At 68.5% G+C, this 19,649-nt stretch carries 15 protein-coding genes, 1 tRNA gene and 1 pseudogene; 13 read left to right on the top strand and 4 right to left on the bottom strand.

The window, feature by feature from the left end; translation table 11 throughout:
- The first annotated feature begins 1 nt into the window (after position 1).
- From KBB57_RS11480 to KBB57_RS11460, 5 genes and pseudogenes are all read left to right on the top strand, one after another.
- Positions 2–697, top strand: coding sequence for a hypothetical protein (locus KBB57_RS11480; RefSeq protein WP_290750112.1), 696 nt, complete (start codon positions 2–4; stop codon positions 695–697).
- Complete coding sequence (locus KBB57_RS11475; RefSeq protein ID WP_290750109.1) at positions 694–1,383, top strand: DUF2764 family protein; 690 nt, start codon at positions 694–696, stop codon at positions 1,381–1,383. The genes KBB57_RS11480 and KBB57_RS11475 overlap by 4 nt, the downstream gene beginning before the upstream one ends.
- Positions 1,380–3,254 (top strand): V-type ATP synthase subunit A, encoded by a 1,875-nt coding sequence (locus KBB57_RS11470; protein ID WP_290750107.1) that lies wholly within the window; start codon positions 1,380–1,382, stop codon positions 3,252–3,254. The genes KBB57_RS11475 and KBB57_RS11470 overlap by 4 nt, the downstream gene beginning before the upstream one ends.
- Positions 3,255–3,329: 75 nt before the next feature.
- A complete protein-coding gene (locus KBB57_RS11465) occupies positions 3,330–4,292 on the top strand; it encodes a LysR substrate-binding domain-containing protein (RefSeq protein ID WP_290750104.1) in 963 nt (320 codons plus the stop codon).
- A 19-nt stretch (positions 4,293–4,311) separates the two neighbouring features.
- Positions 4,312–4,438 (top strand): annotated as a pseudogene (locus KBB57_RS11460) (transposase); the annotation flags it as partial.
- 38 nt (positions 4,439–4,476) lie between these two features.
- Here the strand turns inward: KBB57_RS11460 and KBB57_RS11455 are convergent.
- On the bottom strand, positions 4,477–5,520 hold the full coding sequence (locus tag KBB57_RS11455) for a helix-turn-helix domain-containing protein (RefSeq protein WP_290750101.1): 1,044 nt from the start codon (positions 5,518–5,520) through the stop codon (positions 4,477–4,479).
- A gap of 238 nt (positions 5,521–5,758) precedes the next feature.
- Between KBB57_RS11455 and KBB57_RS11450 the strand changes: the two genes are divergently transcribed.
- The 3 genes from KBB57_RS11450 (at position 5,759) to KBB57_RS11440 (ending at position 11,101) form a co-directional block, all read left to right on the top strand.
- Positions 5,759–7,507, top strand: a complete 1,749-nt coding sequence (locus KBB57_RS11450) for a hydantoinase B/oxoprolinase family protein (RefSeq protein ID WP_290750099.1) — start codon at positions 5,759–5,761, stop codon at positions 7,505–7,507.
- A gap of 27 nt (positions 7,508–7,534) precedes the next feature.
- Complete coding sequence (locus KBB57_RS11445) at positions 7,535–9,658, top strand: hydantoinase/oxoprolinase family protein (protein ID WP_290750096.1); 2,124 nt, start codon at positions 7,535–7,537, stop codon at positions 9,656–9,658.
- An 87-nt stretch (positions 9,659–9,745) separates the two neighbouring features.
- Positions 9,746–11,101, top strand: a complete 1,356-nt coding sequence (locus tag KBB57_RS11440) for an allantoin permease (RefSeq protein ID WP_290750093.1) — start codon at positions 9,746–9,748, stop codon at positions 11,099–11,101.
- Positions 11,102–11,317: 216 nt separating this feature from the next.
- On the opposite strand, the gene ssb is transcribed toward KBB57_RS11440, so the two are convergent.
- Entirely contained in the window at positions 11,318–11,773 is a 456-nt protein-coding gene (gene ssb, locus KBB57_RS11435) for a single-stranded DNA-binding protein (protein WP_290750091.1), read from the bottom strand.
- 192 nt (positions 11,774–11,965) lie between these two features.
- Between ssb and KBB57_RS11430 the strand changes: the two genes are divergently transcribed.
- Both KBB57_RS11430 and KBB57_RS11425 read left to right on the top strand, forming a co-directional pair.
- On the top strand, positions 11,966–12,550 hold the full coding sequence (locus KBB57_RS11430; RefSeq protein ID WP_290750088.1) for a lytic transglycosylase domain-containing protein: 585 nt from the start codon (positions 11,966–11,968) through the stop codon (positions 12,548–12,550).
- 189 nt (positions 12,551–12,739) lie between these two features.
- The gene (locus KBB57_RS11425; protein WP_290750085.1) at positions 12,740–14,263 is read left to right on the top strand and encodes a M10 family metallopeptidase; all 1,524 of its coding nucleotides are present in this window, start codon (positions 12,740–12,742) and stop codon (positions 14,261–14,263) included.
- Positions 14,264–14,478: 215 nt separating this feature from the next.
- On the opposite strand, the gene KBB57_RS11420 is transcribed toward KBB57_RS11425, so the two are convergent.
- Entirely contained in the window at positions 14,479–15,174 is a 696-nt protein-coding gene (locus KBB57_RS11420; RefSeq protein WP_290750082.1) for an FCD domain-containing protein, read from the bottom strand.
- A 511-nt stretch (positions 15,175–15,685) separates the two neighbouring features.
- On the opposite strand from KBB57_RS11420, the gene KBB57_RS11415 reads away from it, so the two are divergent.
- Together KBB57_RS11415 and KBB57_RS11410 are read left to right on the top strand one after the other, a co-directional pair.
- Positions 15,686–15,760 (top strand) — tRNA-Gln (locus tag KBB57_RS11415).
- A 179-nt stretch (positions 15,761–15,939) separates the two neighbouring features.
- Positions 15,940–18,219: a DUF6538 domain-containing protein gene (locus KBB57_RS11410; protein ID WP_290750080.1), complete on the top strand. Its 2,280-nt coding sequence runs from the start codon at positions 15,940–15,942 to the stop codon at positions 18,217–18,219.
- A 68-nt stretch (positions 18,220–18,287) separates the two neighbouring features.
- Here the strand turns inward: KBB57_RS11410 and KBB57_RS11405 are convergent, their stop codons facing one another.
- Positions 18,288–18,725 carry a hypothetical protein gene (locus tag KBB57_RS11405; RefSeq protein ID WP_290750077.1) on the bottom strand — a complete coding sequence of 146 codons (438 nt, stop codon included), beginning with the start codon at positions 18,723–18,725 and terminating at the stop codon, positions 18,288–18,290.
- A gap of 591 nt (positions 18,726–19,316) precedes the next feature.
- Here KBB57_RS11405 and KBB57_RS11400 point away from each other — a divergent pair.
- On the top strand, positions 19,317–19,649 hold a 333-nt coding region (locus KBB57_RS11400; protein WP_290750075.1), incomplete at its 3' end, for a hypothetical protein.

The following is a 19,649-nucleotide window of genomic DNA, read 5'->3' as shown; positions in this document are numbered from 1 at the left end:
CATGGCCGAGACCGTCCCCAGCGCCGCCGGCGCAGCCTCCGGCGTGGAGGCCCTGATCGCCCGGCTGCGCGACGACGGCGTGGCCGCCGGCCGCGCCGAGGCCGAGCGCATCGTCGCCGAGGCCGAGGCCCGCGCGCGCAAGCTCGTCGACGCCGCCGAGGCCGACGCCAAGGCCCGCCGCGAGGCCGCCTACCGCGAGGCCGAGGCGCAGCGGCGCGCCGGCGAGGACGCGCTGCGCGTCGCCGCCCGCGACGCGGTGCTGGAGCTGAAGGAGCAGCTCGCCCGCCGCTTCGCCGAGGACGTGGGCAAGACCGTCTCCGAGGCGATGCGCGACGAGGAGCTGCTCAAGCGCATGATCCTCGCCGTCGCCTCCCGCGCCCGCGACGAGGGCGCCGTCGACCAGGCGGCGGAGGTCGAGGTGATCCTGCCCCGCGCCGCCGTCGGCCTCGACGAGCTCCGGCGCAAGCCCGAGCAGCTCCGCGAGGGCTCGCTCACCCATTTCGCCGCCGCCTCCGCGGCCGAGATGCTGCGCAAGGGCGTGACCTTCGGCCGCGCCGGGGACGACGCGGGCGGCATCCGCCTCGAGCTCGGCGACCGTGGGGTCAGCATCGACCTCTCCGACCGGGCGGTGGCCGAGGCGATCCTCGCCCATCTCCAGCCGCGCTTCCGGGCGCTCCTCGAAGGGGTGGTGAAGTGATCTACCAGGGCGACCCCTACGTGACGCTGATGGCGAGCCTGCCCGCCATCGGGCTCCTCTCCGAGAAGGAGCCGCCGATCAACCGCGCCCGGCTCAACGAGCGGCTGAAGGCGCTCTCGCCGGAGGACATGGCGGGGGTGGAGCTGGCGCGCTCGATCCTCTCCTGGGACCGGATCGACGTGGGCGACGACGACGCGGCCTTCCTCGACCGCGCGGCGAAGGTCCTCGCCGGCGTCCCCGACGGCGACCTGCGCGCCGCCATCGAGGAGCGGCTGGAGATCCGTACGCTGGTCGCCGCGCTCCGCCGGCGCCATGCCGGCGAGGAGGCGCCGCCCCCGGGCGCGCCCTGGGGCTTCGGCCGCCACGTCGAGCGGATCCGCGCCGGCTGGAGCCTCCCGGATTTCGGCCTCGGGCGCAGCTTCCCCTGGCTGCCCGCCGCCCGGGACATGCTCGAGAAGGGCGACGCCGCCGGGATGGAGCGCGTCGTGCTGGAAGCCGCCTGGGAGGCGGCGGAGCGGCGCGCCTTCGGCCACGAGTTCGATCTCGAGGCGGTGGGGCTCTACCTGATGCGCTGGTCGCTCGCCGAACGATGGGCGCGCTACGATTCCGACGCGGCCGCCGCCCGCTTCGCCGAGATGCTCGACGCCGCCATGGCCGGCGACCCCGGGCTGGAGGACGCCGCATGAAGACGCCAGAAGGCCGGAAGGGCCGCGGCAAGGACCGCCGGCAGGAGCCCGGGGCGGCCGCCCCCGAGCCCGTCGCCTACATCTCCGCCGTGCAGGAGGACATCGTCCGCCTGCGGCTCGCCGATTCCGGCGAGGGCCGGCTGGTGAAGAACGAGGTCGTCTACATCCGCCCCGCCCGCACGCCCCACGAGCGGCTGAAGGCCGAGGTGCTGCGGGTGATCGGCGACAGCGCCGACGCCCAGGTCTACGAGAGCACCGAGGGCGTCGGCCTCGGCGACGCCGTCGAGCAGACCGGCCTGCTCCTCTCCGTCCGCCTCGGCCCCGGCCTGCTCGGCCAGGTCTATGACGGGCTCCAGAACCCGCTGGAGGCGCTGGCCGTCGGCCACGGCACCTTCCTGCCGCGCGGCGTCGAGGCGCCGGGGCTCGACCCCAACGCCAAATGGTCCTTCGCCGCCAGCGTGCGCATCGGCGACCGGCTGCGCGGCGGCGACACGGTGGGCACGGTGCCCGAGGGCCCGATCACCCACAAGATCATGGTCCCCTTCGACCTCGACGAGGAGTTCGAGGTGACCTGGCTGCGCGACGGGTCGGTGACGGTCGACGAGCCGATCGCCCGCATCAAGGCGGCCTCGGGCGCCGAGCGCACGGTGACGCTGGCCCAGGACTGGCCGGTGCGCCAGCCGCTGCCGCGCAAGCTGCTCGCCAAGGGCTGGTCCACCCGCCTCTTCCCCGACCAGCCGATGATCACCACCCAGCGGATCATCGACACCTTCTTCCCCGTCGTTCAGGGGGGCGCGGCCTGCATCCCCGGACCCTTCGGCGCCGGCAAGACGGTGCTCCTCAACCTCATCGCGCGGCACGCCGACGTGGACGTGGTGGTGCTCGTCGCCTGCGGCGAGCGGGCGGGCGAGGTGGTGGAGACCATCACCGAGTTCCCGCACCTGAAGGATCCCAAGACCGGCGGCTCGCTGATGGACCGCACGGTGATCGTCTGCAACACCTCCTCGATGCCGGTCGCCGCCCGCGAGGCGTCGATCTACACCGGCATCGCCATCGGCGAATACTACCGCCAGATGGGCCTGCGCACGCTGATCATCGCCGACAGCACCTCCCGCTGGGCGCAGGCGATGCGCGAGACCTCCGGGCGGCTCGAGGAGATCCCGGGCGAGGAGGCCTTCCCCGCCTATCTCGACAGCGCCATCAAGGGCGTCTACGAGCGCGCCGGCCGCATCCGCACCAACGACGGCTCCGAGGGCGCGCTGACGCTGATCGGCTCGGTCTCGCCGGCGGGCGGCAACTTCGAGGAGCCCGTCACCCAGTCCACCCTGGCGGCGGTGAAATGCTTCCTCGGCCTCTCCTACGACCGTGCCTACAAGCGGTTCTACCCGGCGATCGACCCGCTGATCTCCTGGTCGCGCTACCTGCGCCAGCTCGAGGGCTGGGCCTCGGAGAACATCGCCGCCGACTGGACCGACCGGGTCGAGGCGATGATGGCGCTGCTGAAGCGCGGCGACGAGATCGCGCGCATGGAGCAGGTGACCGGCGAGGAGGGCATCAGCGTCGAGGACTTCGTCATCTCCGAGGCGGCGAAGTTCGTCGACATGGTCTACCTGCAGCAGGACGCCTTCGACGAGATCGACAGCTCGGTCTCGCTGGAGCGGCAGAAGGCGCTCTTCGACCGGGTCTATTCGATCGCGCGGCGCGACTACGGCTTCACCGACAAGGAGGAGGTCCGGCGCCACTTCACCCGGCTCGCCGGCCTCTTCCGGAACCTGAACTACGCCGCCCCCGGCTCGCCGGAGGCCGAGCGGCTGCTCGGGGAGATCGACGAGGCCGACGCCGCCGCGCCGATGGTGGCCGCCAACGCATAGAGGCCGCCGCCCCGCGGCGGCGGATGGCGGCGGAGTTAGGCCCGGGCGCCGGGCGGAAATCAGGAGACTGAGGCGGTGTCCCTGCAGCGGATCGACCTGAACCTGTTCCGCGCCTTCGAGGCGATCCTGGAGCAGGGCAGCGTCAGCGGCGCCGCCAAGACGCTCGGCGTGACGCCTTCGGCGGTGAGCCATGCGCTCTCGCGGCTGCGCCGGGCGCTCGACGACGAGCTCTTCGTCCACGGCGACCACGGGATGGAGCCGACGCGGCGCGCCCTCGACCTGGCGCCGAGCATCCGCGACGGCCTCGGCCGCATCGACGAGGCCATCGGCGCGCGGCCCTTCGTGCCCGCGGACGCGACCCGGGCCTTCCGGATCTCCCTCACGGATTTCGGCGCCGTCGCGCTGCTGCCGGGCCTGATCCGCCGGCTGAGCGAGGTCGCGCCGCAGGTCGAGCTCCGGGTCTTCCCGTGCAACCGGACCGACGTCATCCGCCATCTCGACGAGGGGCGCATCGACCTCGTGGTGAGCTGGTTCGCCGACCTGCCGCCGCGCATGCGCCGGACGCCGCTTTTCCTCGAGAAGGAGGCGGTCGTGGTGCGCCGCGAGCATCCGCTGACCGAGGGCCCCGTGACCCTCGCCCGGCTGCTCGGGTTTCCCTTCCTCGTCGTCGAGCTGACCGGGAGCGAGGACCAGGGATCTGACGGGTTCATGGACGAGCGGGGCGTCTGGCGCCGCGTCTGGATCGACCGGCTGGTGATCGAGACGAGCGCGAAGGACAAGGACATGGTCGGCCATGTCGCGGTCTCGCTCCCGCATTTCGCGGCGGTTCCCGACATCCTCGCCGGCACCGACATGGTGGCGACCCTGCCGGAGCGGCTCGCCCGGCGCGCCGTCGACCAGGGCGTTCTGGCGATCCTCGATCTCCCCTACGAGCCTCTGGAGGTGAGCTTCGACGCGATCTGGCACCAGCGCTCGGATCGCGACGCCGGGCTGCAATGGCTGCTCGAAACGCTGGCCGATACGGCGCGGTCCGTTTGAGCGCCGCTGAGGGCGGGCTCTGGAGGGCATGATCGGCGCGGGGCGGTACGAACGAACCGGCGAGCGGTCGACCTGGCGCAACGTCTACCGCGACCGGACGCTCGACACCCGGGCTCGGGCAGCTGAACCTGCGCATCCCGAAGCTCAGCACGGGGCGGCATGATCAGGGCAGGCTATCCCGTCATTATCCCGATCGAGGCGACCCGAAGTGGCTGCAATCATAGTCTTCCGCAGCAACGGCAACGGGTGGGGCGACCGCCGCCGCAGGTGGGCGGGGGCCTGAGGCGGCGCCCAGGCTCTGGCTACGATACGCCGAGGGCGTCTCGCCGAACGACTGCTTGAAAAGGCGGGAGAACTGCGCCTGGTCGGTGAACCCGAACCGGTAGGCGACGTCGGACAGGGAGGATGTCCCCGGCGTACGCAACGCATCCCGAGCGGCGACGAGCCGGACGTCGCGGATGCGTTGCGCGACGGTGGTCTCGAGATCGCGGAAAAGTCCGTGCAGGTATCGGGTCGAGATGCCGCAGGCTGTGGCCACCTTTTCCGGCGACATGTCGGCATCGGTGAAGTTGGCGCGAATATAGCGCTCAGCGCGCTGGAGATGCGCAGCCCGAACCACCGAGAGCGAGCTGCCCAGCACCCGCTGGTCTTCGGCGAGCACTAGCGCCAGCAATTCGAGAAGCTGGCGACCGACGACGGTTCGCGGCACGCCCTCGATCCCGCGGCCGCAGCGGTGGGCTTCGGCCAGCAGCGTCGAAAACAGGCTTCCGAGGCCGGTGCGCGCGTCGAACACCCATTGCCCGAAGCGTTTGGAGTTGCCGATACGCTCGCCGAGCGCCCGGGCGCCGACCTTCATCACCAGCAGATCGCTCGGCACGACATACTGGAAGCGGTAGGGCTCGTGACCGCGTTCGAGCACGAGCCCACCCGGGGCGCAACTGACCTCGTAGCCCCTCTGGCTGAACTCGAAGGCGCCGACGACGGGCAAGGTCACGAGAAATACCTCGTCGGTCATCGCAGCGACATGCTGCGCCTCGCGCTCGTAGCGCACCGGCGCCGAGCGAAGGCGCGACAGCGACACTTCGCCAAAGCTCGCACGCGTCAGGTTCGCGGTGAAGCCCGACGGAACGAGAAGGGAGACGTTGAGGGGAAAGTAGGCATCCGAGACCGTGCGGCGCCACAGCTCAGTGTGCTCTAGATGCTCCTCGCTCGGCGTCCGATCGGGCAAGCGCCCTCCCCTCCCGTCTGGGCAAAAAGAAGATAGCACCGCACACCAGCACGGGCAACGCGCTGGTGTGCGAGTGCGCGGTTTGGAAAAGGATCGTTCACCCACTGACAAGACAGGTCGGGTGAAGACTGTCATCCTTCCAGCGAATGCCGCCGACGACGAACCAAATGGAGCGCGATCCCCGGTCCCGCAACCAAATCGTCTGCGCATTTTGCTCCCAACAGGAAGGAGAACTCAGGTGCCTGTCAAGCAAGTTGATCCCATCACCCTGACGGTAGTGCGAGGTGTGCTGGAGACGACCCAGCGCGAAATGACCCTGACACTGGAAAAGACTGCGCGCTCAAGCGTGTTCAACCTCGCTCACGACTATTCCACCGCGCTCTTCAACCATGTGCCGGAGATGATCCTGCAGGGCCAGGACATCCCGATCCACCTCGGCTCGCTGATCCCGGCGATGAAGGCGGTGGCGCGGTTCTTCGAAGGCGACATCCACGAGGGCGACCTGATCCTGCACAACGACCCGGACTACGCCGGCAGCCATATCATCGACACCTGCATGTACTATCCGGTGTTCTACAAGGGCGAGCTGGTGTTCTGGACGGTCTGCAAGGGCCATCTGACCGATATCGGCGGCCCGGTTCCGGCCGGCTACAATCCGGAGGCCAAGGAAATCTACGCCGAGGGGCTGCGCATCCCGCCGGTCAAGCTCTGGGACAAGGGCACGCCGCGCCGCGACGTGATGAACCTGATCCTCACCAACGTACGGGCGCGGCGCGACCAGGAAGGCGACTTCAACGCGCTGATCGGCGCCTGCCAGGTCGGCGCGCGCAACCTGATCGGCCTCATCGAGAAATACGGCCTGCAAACGGTGCGGGACTGCATCGACGTGCTGCTCGACATGGCCGACAAGCACATGCGCAAGCTGATCGCCGCCGTCCCGGACGGAACCTACAGCGGCACGGCAATCCTTGAGGACGCGGGCCACGGCTTCGGCGATTTCGAGATCACCGCGCGGGTCACCATCAAGGGCGACACCTGTCATATCGCCATCTCAAGCCCGCCGCAGATCCCCTATTTCATCAATTCCTACGAGGGGAACTCGCACTCGGGCGTCTATCTCGGGCTGATGATGTTCGCCCAGCTGCCGCCGCCCTACAACGAGGGCCTCTATCGCTGCGTCACCACCGACATGGGGCCGAAGGGCACGCTCTGCAACGCGCGTGAGCCTGCGCCGCACATGAACTGCACGACGACGCCGATGGAGACGCTGACCGACGCGGTGCGGCTCGCCTTCGAGCAGGCGGCCCCGGACAAGGTCTCGGCGAGCTGGGGTCATGCCAACGGCTGCAACATCGCCGGCCATGACACCCGGCACGACGAGGAATACGTCACGATGGTGCTGGCCTCGATCATCTCGGGCGCCGGCGCCACCAACGGCCAGGACGGCTGGCACGTGCGCGGGCCGCTCTGCTGCTTCGGCGCGCTGACCTCGGGCGACATCGAGATGCTCGAGCACTCCTATCCGATCATCATCCACCGCTATTCGATGATGGAGGACTCGGGCGGCGCGGGCAAATTCCGCGGCGGCTCCGGCGCGCGCTGGGAGGTCGAGCCGCTCGACTCGCCGATGACGCTCGTCATGTTCGGCGAAGGCCGGCGCATTCCCGCCATGGGCGCGGCCGGGGCGAAGTCGGAGATGCTCGCGCCCAAGGTCGGCCGGATGGAGATCACCCGGAACGGCAGGACCGACATCCTGACCGACAACGCGATCGAGATCATCCAGCCCGGCCAGGTCGCGGCCAACGTCAACCCCGGCGGCGGCGGTTTCGGCAATCCGTTCGAACGCGACGTCGCCCTGGTAGTGGAGGATGTGAGGAACGGACTCGTGTCGCTCGAAGGCGCCCGCCGCGACTACGGCGTCATCATCACCGACCGCGAGACTCTGATCGTGGACGAGCCGGCCACCGCCGCCGCCCGCGCCCACTGAATCCGGACACGAAAGGACACACAAGATATGCGCAATCAGTATCGCGTGGGTATCGACGCCGGCGGCACCTTCACGGACTTCATCCTCGCTGACACGAACGGTCAGGTCCGCATCTTCAAGACGCTGTCGACGCCCAAGGACCCGACGCAGGCCATCGAGAACGGCCTGGCCCTCATCACCGAGGAGACCGGCATCAGCGCAAGAGACATCGTCTCGAACGCCGATCTCTGCATCAACGGCACGACGGTCGGGCTCAACGCGCTCATCACGCACACCGGCGCCAGGACCGGCCTCATCGCCACCCGTGGCCATGAGGATTCGATCGAAATCCGCCTCGGCCACAAGGAGGACGGCTACCGCTACGACCCGAGCTATCCGCCGGCGACCATGCTGGTCCCGCGCCACCTTCGGCGCGGCGTCCAGGAGCGCGTTCTGTCGAACGGCTCGGTGCGCACGCCGCTCGACGAGGAGGACGTGCGCGCGGCCTGCCGATACTTTCTGAAGGAAGGCGTCGAATCCGTCGCCATCTCCTTCGTCTGGTCGGTGCTGCATACCGACCACGAGCTGCGTGCCGCCGAGATCGTCCGGGAGATGATGCCGGACGTGCGCCTGACGGTCGGCTCCATCCTCTATCCGCAGGTGCGCGAATATACCCGCACCTCGACGGCGATCGTGAACGCCTATCTCGCGCCCATCCTCCATCGCTACGTCACGGCCGTCGACGCCAAGTTCCGCGAGCTCGGCTCGCGACACCCGGTGCGCTACTTCATGTCGAACGGCGGCCTCGCCCTCGGCAACACGGTGACGGACCAATCGGTCTATGCGATCAACTCCGGCCCTGCCTCGGCGCCGCAGGCGGCGCTCCACGTCGGCGAGCCCTGGGGCGAGAAGAACATCATCACCGTCGACATGGGGGGCACGTCCTTCGACATCACCCTGACTCGCGACGGCCAGGCCAACGTCAGCAAGAACATCGACTTCCTGCGCTACCGGATCGGTATCCCCATGGTTCAGGTCGAGACGCTCGGCGCCGGCGGCGGCTCGATCGGCTGGATCGACTCGATGGGGCTGATGCAGATGGGTCCGCAGTCGGCGGGTTCCGAGCCGGGACCGGCCTGCTACGGCCGGGGCGGCGAGAACCCGACGACGACGGACGCCAACGTCGTCCTTGGCTATCTCAGCCCCGAGGGCCTCGTCGGCGGCCGGCTGCCGCTCGACAAGTCCAAGGCGGAGAAGGCGATCTCCTCGCGGCTCGCGAACCCGCTCGGGCTCGACATCCGCAAGGCCGCCTACGGCATGTTCACCGTGGTCAACAACAACATGGTGAACGCCATCCGTCGCGTCTCTGTGGAGCGGGGCTATGATCCGCGCGACTTCGTGTTGATGGGCGCCGGCGGCGCCACCGGCGCCCACATCACCGCGCTCGCCCGCGAGATGGGCATCGGCAAGGTGCTGTTCTCGAAGCTCGCCTCGGGCCTCTGCGCCTACGGGCAGATCCTGTCGGACGTGAAGTACAACTACATGGCCCCCGCCCCGATGCGCCTCGAAGGAGCGGAAGCCGCGGCGCGTCTCGCGCGGCTGTTCGACGAGCTCGAAACCCGCGGCCGGGCCGATCTCGCCGAGGACGGCTTCAGCGGCGACAAGATCTCGATCCGGCGCAGCCTCGACATGCGCTACGTCGGGCAGGTGCATGAATGCACGGTCGAGATCGACATCTTCGACGTCACCGAGGAGACGCTCGAAACGATCAAGGCGGCGTTCCACGAACGGCACCGGCAGCTCTACACCTATGCCGAGCCGCACAGCGCCGTCGAGGTCGTCAACGTCGAGAGCGTCGTCACGGGTCACGTCGAGAAGCCGGGCCGGATGACGATCGCCGCCGGCAGGGGCGCCGACAGCGCCGTCAAGGGCAAGCGCGACATGGTCTTTTCGGCCGATGGCGCCACGACGCCGACGCCGGTCTATGACGGCGCCAAGCTCGGCGCCGGCGACGAGCTCGCGGGCCCTGCGGTCATCGAGGAGGTCACGACGACCATCGTGATCGAGCCCGGCTGGACCGCGCGGCTCGACGAGACCGGCGTCTACGTCATTGTCGCCGATGCCCCGGCCGCCGCGGCGCCCACCGCCGAGGCGGCGCTCCTCGGGGCCTGACCCCTCCCCTCCGCCCGGCCGCCCGACGGCCGGGCCTCCTTTCCGAAACGCATGCCGCCGCCGGTCTGACCGGCGAAAGGAGAAGTCATGGCTGGAAAGCTGCAACAACAGGAGGGGGCGGAGCTCGAATTCTCCGACCGTCCGGTTCCCGTCGATGCCCGCATGGGCCGCCTGCCGCTCACGATGGCCTGGTGGTCGGTCTGCTCGGCGATGTTCTATCTCGTGGTCGCCGCCTCGCTGGCGCTCGCCTACGGCTCGGTCAACGCCATCACCGGCATCGCGCTGTCCGTCGTCGCCTACGCCGCCGTCAATGCCGTCCTCGCCCGCTACGCGATCCGCACCGGCCTCAGCGTCTCGCTCCTGTCGCGGGTGCTGCTCGGCCGCAGCGGCGCAGCGATCGCGACGCTGATCTTCTTCGCTACGGCGATCTACTACGCCGTCTTCGAAGGCTCGGTCATTGCCGTCGCCCTGTCGCAGACCTTTGCGGGCCTCGCCTATCCCGTCGCCGGCCTGATCGTCGTCGTTTATTCCGTGGCCCTGATCTTCGGCTCGATCCAGAACTGGCTCGACAAGTTCAACGGCGTGCTCCTGCCGCTGTACCTGCTCGGGCTCATCGCCGCCGTGGTGCTCGCGATCACCGAATACGGCTACTCGAACGCCTGGCTGACGCTCGGGCCAGAGGGCGGCGCCCCGGCCGGCGGCTGGTGGGACTGCTTCGTCGCCTTCATGGGCGTCTGGGTCCTGATGATGTACACCTTCGACTACGCTCGCTTCGGCGCCCGGAAGGACAGCGACTACCACGCCTTCTTCAACTTCGGAGCGCCCTTCTACCTCGTCGCCTTCCTGCTCAACGGCCTTGTCGGGATCTTCCTCGCGGCGTCCCTGCCGACCGAGGGCGGGGTGACCGAAGTGTCGGTCGTGCTCGCCATCGTCAAGCTGATGGGTCTCGCCGGACTCGCCTTCGTCTGGATCAGCCAGACCCGCATCAACACCGCGAACTACTACCTCGCTGCGGTGAACATGGAATCCTTCGCCGAAACCGCCTTCGGCCTGAAGCTCCCGAAGGCGGTCTGGGCCTGTGTCGTCGGCCTTGCAGTCTACCTGCTGATGCTGGCCGACGTCTTCGCCTACATCCTCCAGGCGCTCGCCTACCAGGGCATCTTCGTCGTCGCGTGGGTCGCGATCGCGCTTACCCACATCCTCAGCGGCGTCTATGAGCGCGTCCTCGGGGGCGACATGGTCGTCGATCGCGACCGCGTGCCCTCGATCAACCCGGGCGGCCTGTTGTCCTGGTTCGGCGCGGCCGCGGTCGGCCTCATCCTGCATGAGGCGGGCGGCAGCCTCGCCTCGTGGTCGGCGCCTGCCACCTTCGTGGTCGCGGTGGTCGTCTACCGCCTGTCGCTGCGCGGCGCGTCGCGGAACCGCTTCGTCCTTTCCGACTGACCGGCACGGAACCGAAAGGAGCGCCCTGTCGCCATGCGGCAGGGCGCTCGCCTGGGTTCGCGCATGTCGCCTCTATGGCCCGGCGCGGCTTCTTGAGCGCGAGGACCGGAACGCACTCGACCCGGCCGGCGTCGTTGGCCGGAACGGAAGCCGGATGGCGCCGGTGCGGCCGATGGCCTCCATCGGCTCGCCGAGCATGTCGCCGCGCCCCTGGCGTCAGAACGGGATCTCGTCGTCGATCTGGCTCGACGCGCCGCCGCGGCTCTCCGGCATGCCGCGGTCCTCGCCGTAGTCGGCGCCGCCGCCCATGCCGCCCTCGCCGCGCCCGTCGAGCATGGTCAGCTCCGAGCGGTAGGGTCGCAGCACGACCTCGGTGGAGTAGCGGTCCTGGCCGGACTGGTCCTGCCACTTGCGGGTCTCGAGCTGGCCCTCGAGATAGACCTTGGAGCCCTTGCGCAGGTACTGCTCGGCGACACGCGCCAAGGGCTCGGAGAAGATCGCCACCGAATGCCACTCGGTGCGCTCCTTGCGCTCGCCGGTGTTGCGGTCGCGCCAGGTCTCCGACGTGGCGATGCGCAGGTTCACCACCTTGCCGCCGTTCGGGAAGCTGCGGACCTCGGGGTCGCGGCCGAGATTGCCGATCAGGATGACCTTGTTGACGCTGCCGGCCATGCCGCTTTCCTCCTCCATCTCGCGCCGACCGTGCGGGCGGTCGGCCGAAGTCCGCCTTCTTTTGGATTAAGCCCGGGTGAAGGACAACACGTCGGGGCTGACAGGCCGGATTCTTTTTGCCATAGTCCGCCGCAATTCCGGCAGAGGCCGGGCGGCGGCCCGAGGCAGGCGCCGACAGCAGGACGAGGGACCATGAGACGGATTGCGATCGCGCTGGGCGTGGGCCTCGCGTTGTCCGGCCCGGCGGCGGCGGAGGTTCAGCTGAGCCGCGTCCTGTCGGGCAGCTCCAGCCTCTCGCCGGAGTACCGCGCGCTGATCCGCACCCCGGTGCCCGGGGCGCTGAAGGGCCAGCCGCGCCGGCCGTCCCGGATCGCCGAGACCGACGACTGGGCGATCCCGGCCTATTACGGCAGCAACGGCCAGTTCCAGGAGATGGCCCGGGCCGCCGCGCGCAAGCACAACATCCCCGAGGACCTGTTCCTGCGGCTGGTGCGGACGGAATCGAACTTCCACCCGACGGCGAAGTCGTCGAAGGGAGCGATCGGGCTCGCGCAGCTGATGCCGGGCACGGCGCGGCTCCTGCAGGTGAACCCGCACGATCCCAAGCAGAACCTCGAGGGCGGGGCGCGCTATCTCTCCATGCAGTACCGCAAGTTCGGCGACTGGCGCCTTGCGCTCGCCGCCTACAACGCCGGTCCCGCCGCGGTGGAGAAGCACGGCGGCGTGCCGCCCTACCAGGAAACCCAGCAATACGTGAAGAAGATCCTCGGACGCTGAGGCGTCGCCTTTGGGGACTAATGCGAGCTATCGCCGGAATCGATGCGGTTCCGGCGTTTTCCTTTTTTGACGGCGACGTAACTTGAGCGAGATGAGGTTGTTGACCAAACCAGCGACCCGGAGCTACTGTTCGACAACAGCAATGCCTCGCTACCCCAGATTGTTTTTCTGTCATAGGGAGAGAAGGTCATGGGAGCTGGTCCATATACGAGTTGGGGATGGCTGACATCCAAGCCCGGTGGCGACCTTAACGGGATCATACACGGCACGAAGTGGACGTCGCCCCTCATCACCTACAGCTTTACTGATTCCTTTTTCGACTATCAGGCCGGATACGGCACGCACGGCTTTTTCGTGTCGCAGCAGACGTACTATCAGTTTTCCGCCGCGCAGCAGAGCTCGACGCGGTGGATTCTGGAGACTGGCGGGGCGTATTCGGTGGCCGGCCTGACCGGCCTCGGCATTGCCTTCGCCGGGTACGGCGCTGGGAACGCGACGCTGCGGTACGCGAATACGTCGTCCGTGGACACGGCCCGGGTCGGCGACTTTCCCGGGTCCTACTGGAACTCGGGCCTAAGCGGTAAATCGGACGTCTATGGCTATTCGATGTATCAGGGGGATGTTTGGATCGGGCGGCAGAACAATCAATCGGGCGTCCCGTATGCGGGCACGTTCCATTATGCGACGTTGATGCACGAGACCGGACACGCACTTGGTCTGAAGCATCCGCACGACTACGGGTTTAACGACAGCTTCCGCGACGTTCTAAGTGTTAATTATGATTATCTTGAGTACACTATCATGTCATACAGGGAACATTATCGAGACGAGATCGACAATTATCAGAACTCGCATTTCCCGCAAACCTTTATGATGCTCGATATCGCGGCCTTGCAATACCTTTACGGGGCGGATTTCTCGACGAACGCCGGAAACACGCGCTACTCGTGGGACGCGGCGGGGAACTCGTATCTGAACGGGGCAGTCGTACCGATCACTTCGCCGTATGGTAAGATATTCCAGACGATCTGGGACGGAAACGGCAACGACACCTACGACCTGCGCAACTTCTCGGCCGGGATGACGGTGGATCTCCGGCCCGGGCAGTACAGCTACTTCTCGTCTGATACGGTCGCCTATCTGGGCGGATCGCAGAATCAGGGCTACGCCCGCGGCAACGTCTACAACGCGCTCCAGTTCTATGGCGACAGCCGGTCGCTTATCGAGAATGCATGGGGAGGCGTCGGCCCCGACAGGCTGATCGGGAACACCGCCCGCAACACGCTGTGGGGCAACAACGGCAATGACCAGCTCTACGGGCTCGCCGGGAACGACACGCTCGACGGCGGCGGGGGCCAGGACCTGCTGGTCGGGGGGGACGGGGACGACCTGTTCAAGTTCAGGTTCCTGTCCGATTCGACCACGACGGCTCCGGACACGATCAACGACATGTCGCGCGTCGGGACGCTCGGCGGCGACATCATCGATTTGCGCGAGATCGACGCGAACCTGACCCTGGCCGGGGACCAGGCATTCCGGCCCGGCTCCACGGGCGCCGGCGGCATGGCGACGTTCAACAACGGTTCCTATACCGAGGTCAGGCTCTACGTGGACGCCCGCGCTGGCCACGACGCGACCATCTGGATCAATGACGGCGCGACGATCACCGCGGCGAGCTACTCCGGACGCGACGGCGAGGACTTCTACCTCTAGCGCCGCCGTCGGCGCCCGTGCCCTTCCGGCTCTGCGGAGGCGGCGGGCCACCACCGAGGACAATCGCGGCCGCCGGCGCCACGAACGCGCGCCAGCCGGCCGTTGCGACCGCTACCGTCGCCGATCCGGTCGACCCTTGCCGCCTCCGTCGTGCAGCGTGCCGGAGTATCGCTATAGTATAACGCATCAAATGAAATCAATGCCTTGCGTAATATTCACGCGTGAACACCTGCGAGATTCACGCCGTTGGCCTCACAGGGCGCGTTCGGTCTGGCGGTCGAAGAGCGAGGCCCGGGCGGTGCTGATGTCGATCTCGATCGACTCGCCTGGGGACGCTGGCGTCGTGGGCGGGCAACTCGGCGACGACCGGGGCGGACGGTGGCGTAGCTGCGCGAGCCGGTCGGCTGGACCATCTCGACGGTCGCGGCATGGCGGGCCCGGCCGGGCCGCGGCGACGGCCCCTCCGCCCCGCCCAGGTGCTCCGGCCGCAGGCCGAGCAGCACCGGCTGGCCGTCCGCCCCATGGCGAGCCCGCGCTCCGGCCCGCGCGCCGGCCGGGCGTCGCCGAGAACGACGGCCCGCTCCGCCCCGAGGGCGAGGGTCGCGGGCAGGAAGCTCATCCGCGGCGAACCGAGGAACCCGGCGACGAAGGTCGAGACCGGCCGGCCGGGCCGCCAGCGTCCGCCGCCTCTGCTCGAGCAGCCACCCGGCGAGCGCCGCGTGGACCGCCTCGAAGATCGGGTTCCGCGCGATCGCCGCCAGCGTGTGGCGGAAGTCGACGTCGGTCTGCCGGAGGGCGTCGAGATCGCCGATCGAGCGCCGGTTGACCTCCAGCGCCTCGGCGAGCGCGTCGAGATCCTCCGCCGTCGCGTGCCGCGCCGCGCGCCGGGCAAGGCCGGCCTCGAAGAACACCCTCCCGGCGCCGCGATCATGTGCCGGGCCGGAGAGGGCGTCGATGACGAACTGGGGCGTCGGACTGGTCCCTCGGGCGCGCTCGCCGGAGCCGACCTCGACGAGCCCATCCTGCTCAGGTGCAGGAACGCCTCGCGCACCGAGGGCCGCCCGACGCCGAAGGTCCGTATCAGCTCGAGCTCCGAAGGCAGCCGGCCGTCGGCTAAGGCGCCCTCGCGGGATCATCCGCTCGAGGCGATCCGCCCTGTCCTTAGAGAGCCGCCGCGTCCGCACGAGGTTTGGCATCTGGTCCGCCTGTTCTACCAGCGCTCGCGCGCCTCAGGCACGACGGCCCACGGCTGTCAAACGACTGAAACGGGCGCCGGACCCTTCCTTCGCGAGGCGGGCTCGACGATGTCGACGCCCCCTTGCGCTGCCGGGCCCATGTCCTTCATAACCGCCGGCATCGGCGGCCTGCCTGCGGGCGGGCTCCGAACGGCGCGACAGCGCCAGGCGGATGCGACTGGAGTTTTGGGGCGTCGCCAAGCGGTAAGGCAACGGTTTTTGGTACCGTCATTCGGAGGTTCGAATCCTCCCGCCCCAGCCATGTTTTCAGAAAATGTCAATGAATCCAAGAGATCGACCAGCCCCTGGAGCCGCTCGTCCCAGCCTCCCGGCGAGGGTGTGGCACACGGTGTCGCACAGGGTGTAGCACACGACCCGGCGCCGCCCTCCTCGCGCGGCACCGCGACTCGGCGTCGGCCGCGGTCGGCGCCGGCCGGACCGATGCCCTTCGTCTGGCGTCGGGGGCGGACCTACCAGTTCCGCCGCCGCCTCCCGAAAAAGCTGACCGAACTGGGGGCGCCGCCGTTCTTGTGCCTCTCGTTGCAGACCGAGGTGCTGCTCGAGGCGATGAAGCGCGCTGCCGCGATCGTCGCCGCTCTCGAGCGGGTTGAGGCTGACGTGACGACGAACCTGGTGCGGATGATTACCCCGTCGGCGGTGACGCTGATCGTTCGCGAAGCGGCGCGCGCGGCGCTCGACGAGATCGTGCAGCGGGATGCCATCGCGACGAAGCGGACCGTGGCCGAGGCCGACGCCGCCCGCGCCGGTCTTGAGCAGGAGATCGAGCGCCTCAAGACCGCCATGCGGCTTCGCGATGGGAACGTCGCGCGCGAGGCGACGCAGCAGGCGATGGAGGCGCTCCGGATTCCGGGAGAGGGAAACGCCCCGGCCGCCGTCGAGCGGGAAGTGCTCGGGACACTGCTCGACGTCAAGGTGGCGGAGCTTGCCTACGAGGACGGAATGACCCTCGAGCAGGCGACCCGCGACATTCGCGGTCGGCTCTTCACGGAAAAGGCGGTCGCCGAGATCGCCGCTCCGGTCATGCTAAGCGCCGCAATCGATGCGGCGCACCGGAGCGCGGTCTCTATCGACATGGCGCGAAAGGTCGAGGGCACCGGGAAGTGCATGCTCGCGTTCCGCGGCGACATGCCGCTCGATCTGTTCCTGGAGAAGGAGAACCTGCTCGCCTTCCTGCTCTGGCTCCGGCGCCTGCCCAAGCCGCACGGCAAGAACCACGGGCGAAACAAGTACAGCAAGACCGGCATCGAGCCCGACAAGCATGCGACCATTGCCGAGGCAGACGAATACGACCGCAAGATCATCGTGGAGGTCCGCGGCCGAGCTGATATGGACCTGCGCGCCAAGCGCGCGGAGCTCGCCAAGCGCCTGCAGGTCCGCGTGAGCGATGCCGCCGTCGAGCATCATCATGCGCGCGTCTCGGCGATCGCCCGGAGTGCGAAGGTCGACCTCGGCTGGAATGGCCTGGACTTCGTCTCGGTCCTGCCGGAGTTCCGCCGCCCGGCGGCGTCCGCCGACAATCGTGCGTCCGATCCCTTCGCCTTGCGCGTGACCGACTCCAAGAAGCGGACGGTCTGGAGCCTCGAGCGGATCAGCGGCCTCGTCACGTCGCCGATCTATGGTGGGTGCTTGAGCCAGCACCGGCGCTGGCGCCCGGGGCGGGTGATCCTCCGCGATGGCCTCTACTGGCTTCCGCTCATCCAGTTGACCGTGGGACCGCGCCCCGAAGAGTCCGCAGCGCTGCGGAAGGACTCGGTGCAGGTGCGCGACGGCATCCTTTGCTTCGTCTTCGAGATGCGTCCGGATGCGCGGCAGAAGAACAAGGCGAGCGAGCGGGTGGTGCCGATTCCGGACATCCTGCTTCGCCTCGGGTTCGCCGAATGGTGGCGGGCGCAACTGGCCTTGCCGGGCGACCTGCTGTTCCCGGAGCTCCCGGCCAGCGAGGTCGACGGCAAGGTCTCCGACATCTTCGGCAAGCGCCGTCGTCGCATCTTCCAGCACATCGGAATCCGGGATCCTCACGAGGACTTCTATGCCGGCCGCATGACGGTCGCGACTGAGCTTCTCGCCCTCGGAGCGCCGGACCACGTCCGCCAGTCGATTCTTGGACACGAGCACGGCTCGGTGATCAACCGTCACTACACGCAAGCGAACCTGCTCCTTATCAAGAGCTTCCTCGATCGGATCGATCTCGGGCTGATCGTGGAATTCGACACTCGGCTCGGCTTCCCCGTGATCCGGGGCTGCTCGCTGCTCAAGCAGGCGCCCGTGCGCGTCAGCCTGACGCTCGACGCCGCGGACCGTCCGAAGTGCATCGAAATCCATGAGCCGGAGACCGGTGTCACACACCTCATCGTGCCCGAGGGGATCATCGATCCACGCGATCCTGCTGCCAGCTCCGAAATCCTCGATCGCATGGGGCGTCGTGTCGCCGGAATACTGGCGGGCCGGCGCTATCGGATCGAGGGCTTCGTCGACGAGACGGTCCAGCGCGTGTTCGGCGTCCTGCTGGCTTTGGCGTTCACGGGCGAGCAGGACTCTACGATGAGCGATGCCACCGTGGGGGTGAGGCAGGGCGCAACGACGACGGAGCGCGAGTCGGTCTCGTCTGCGCCGGTTCGTCGTCTTGCGGCCAATGCCACCGAGCGGACGGGCCGCCTGTCCCAGCCGACCGTCGTCGAGCGATCAGCATCCAGCCCGTAGAGTCGCTCGTCGTCGCTCCGCGTCACGCATGAGGCGTCCTCGCGCTGTTCGGCCGTTCCCGGGTTCGATCAGAGGCGAAGTTCGGCGAAATCTCGCTGCGCGGCGACCAGATCCTCGATCCGCTCCAGGAGCTCGATGATCATCCGGATCTCGCGCCGGATCGGCACGATCTCGCGGGCGGTCTCGGACAGCACCTCCCATTCATGCCAGGCCTGGTCCATCCCGCCGTCGCTCCAGCCGACCTCGATCCAGTCGCCCTCAACGGAGACGCCGTCCTCGATTGCGCGATCGCAGGCATCGGCGAGCACGGGCAACATGTCGCGAGCGAAGCCAGCATGGAGCCGGCCGCGCGCGGCAGCGTCGGCGACCCGTCGCATGCCGCTCGGCGCGCGGTGACCGAGCAATGCCGGCAGATCGCCTTCGAGGATGGGCGCAAGCCGGCGGCCGAGCATCCGCACGTAGGAGAGGATGGACACGTAGTCGTCGTAGTCGACGGTGATCTGCATGAGCGGTCTCCTTGTCGCCGGGATTGGCGTCAAGGCCCTGCGCCGGTGGCTCAGGGAGCCGGATCAGGCGGAACCATCGTCGATCCTGCTGCGGAGGTCGCGGAGGTCCGCAATCAGGCGCTCCACCCGGGTGTCCGGCTGCGCGCCGGGCGTCGGAGCAGCGCGAGCGTCTCGTCGAGCAGCCAGTGCATCGGATCGACCGTGGGGCCGATCATCATGGCGCCCAGGGCGTGCGTCAGCGCCGCGCCGGCCGTCGCGAGGAACCGGAGGGCGAGCAGTTGCGGATCGGATTGCGGGGGACTGGGTGGCGTTGGGGAGATCGTCGAACATGAGCAGCCGCGTCCTTGATGCCATTGTCAAGGATGCCCCGCGGGCGGCTCACCAATGAGATTGGCCGCCGGCGACACGCCCGGAGTCCGATGCGAGGAAAGAAAAGATAGAAATGTAGAGACCGCTGGCAGCGAGGCGTCGCCACGCCGAAGCGCCAGAACCTGACGATTGTCCGCGCAGCGAAGGCCGGGCGAACCATCCCCCCGAACAGGATCCCCTGCATCCAACGGGACGATCTCCTCCCCAGGAAAGGAGACCGTCATGAGCATCGCCACCCATCCCGGCGCCCGCCGCAGCCCGCGTGTCCACCGTGCCGGCGCCGCGGCCTCGCAGCTCGACCGCGTGCTTGCGCCCCTCGCCGATCTCGGCGATGCGATCCGCGACGAGGTCGCCATATCGCTCGCACCGATGGCACACGAGCTCGAGACAGCCCTCGAGCGCATGTCGACGCTCGAGGTGCGGATGCACGACTTCGAGGCGAGGCTGGCCACGGCCGCCACCGCGCTCCTGGGACTGCCGATCCCCGCCACGCAGCCCGGTGTCGAGAAGGAGCCGATGCCGACGGCGGAGCAGACGGAGGCCGTCGCCATCGGC

Source organism: Amaricoccus sp. (assembly GCF_017993425.1).
Classification (GTDB): domain Bacteria; phylum Pseudomonadota; class Alphaproteobacteria; order Rhodobacterales; family Rhodobacteraceae; genus Amaricoccus.
Note: the sequence above shows the minus strand (reverse complement) of the source record. Positions and strands in the feature narration are given on the sequence as shown.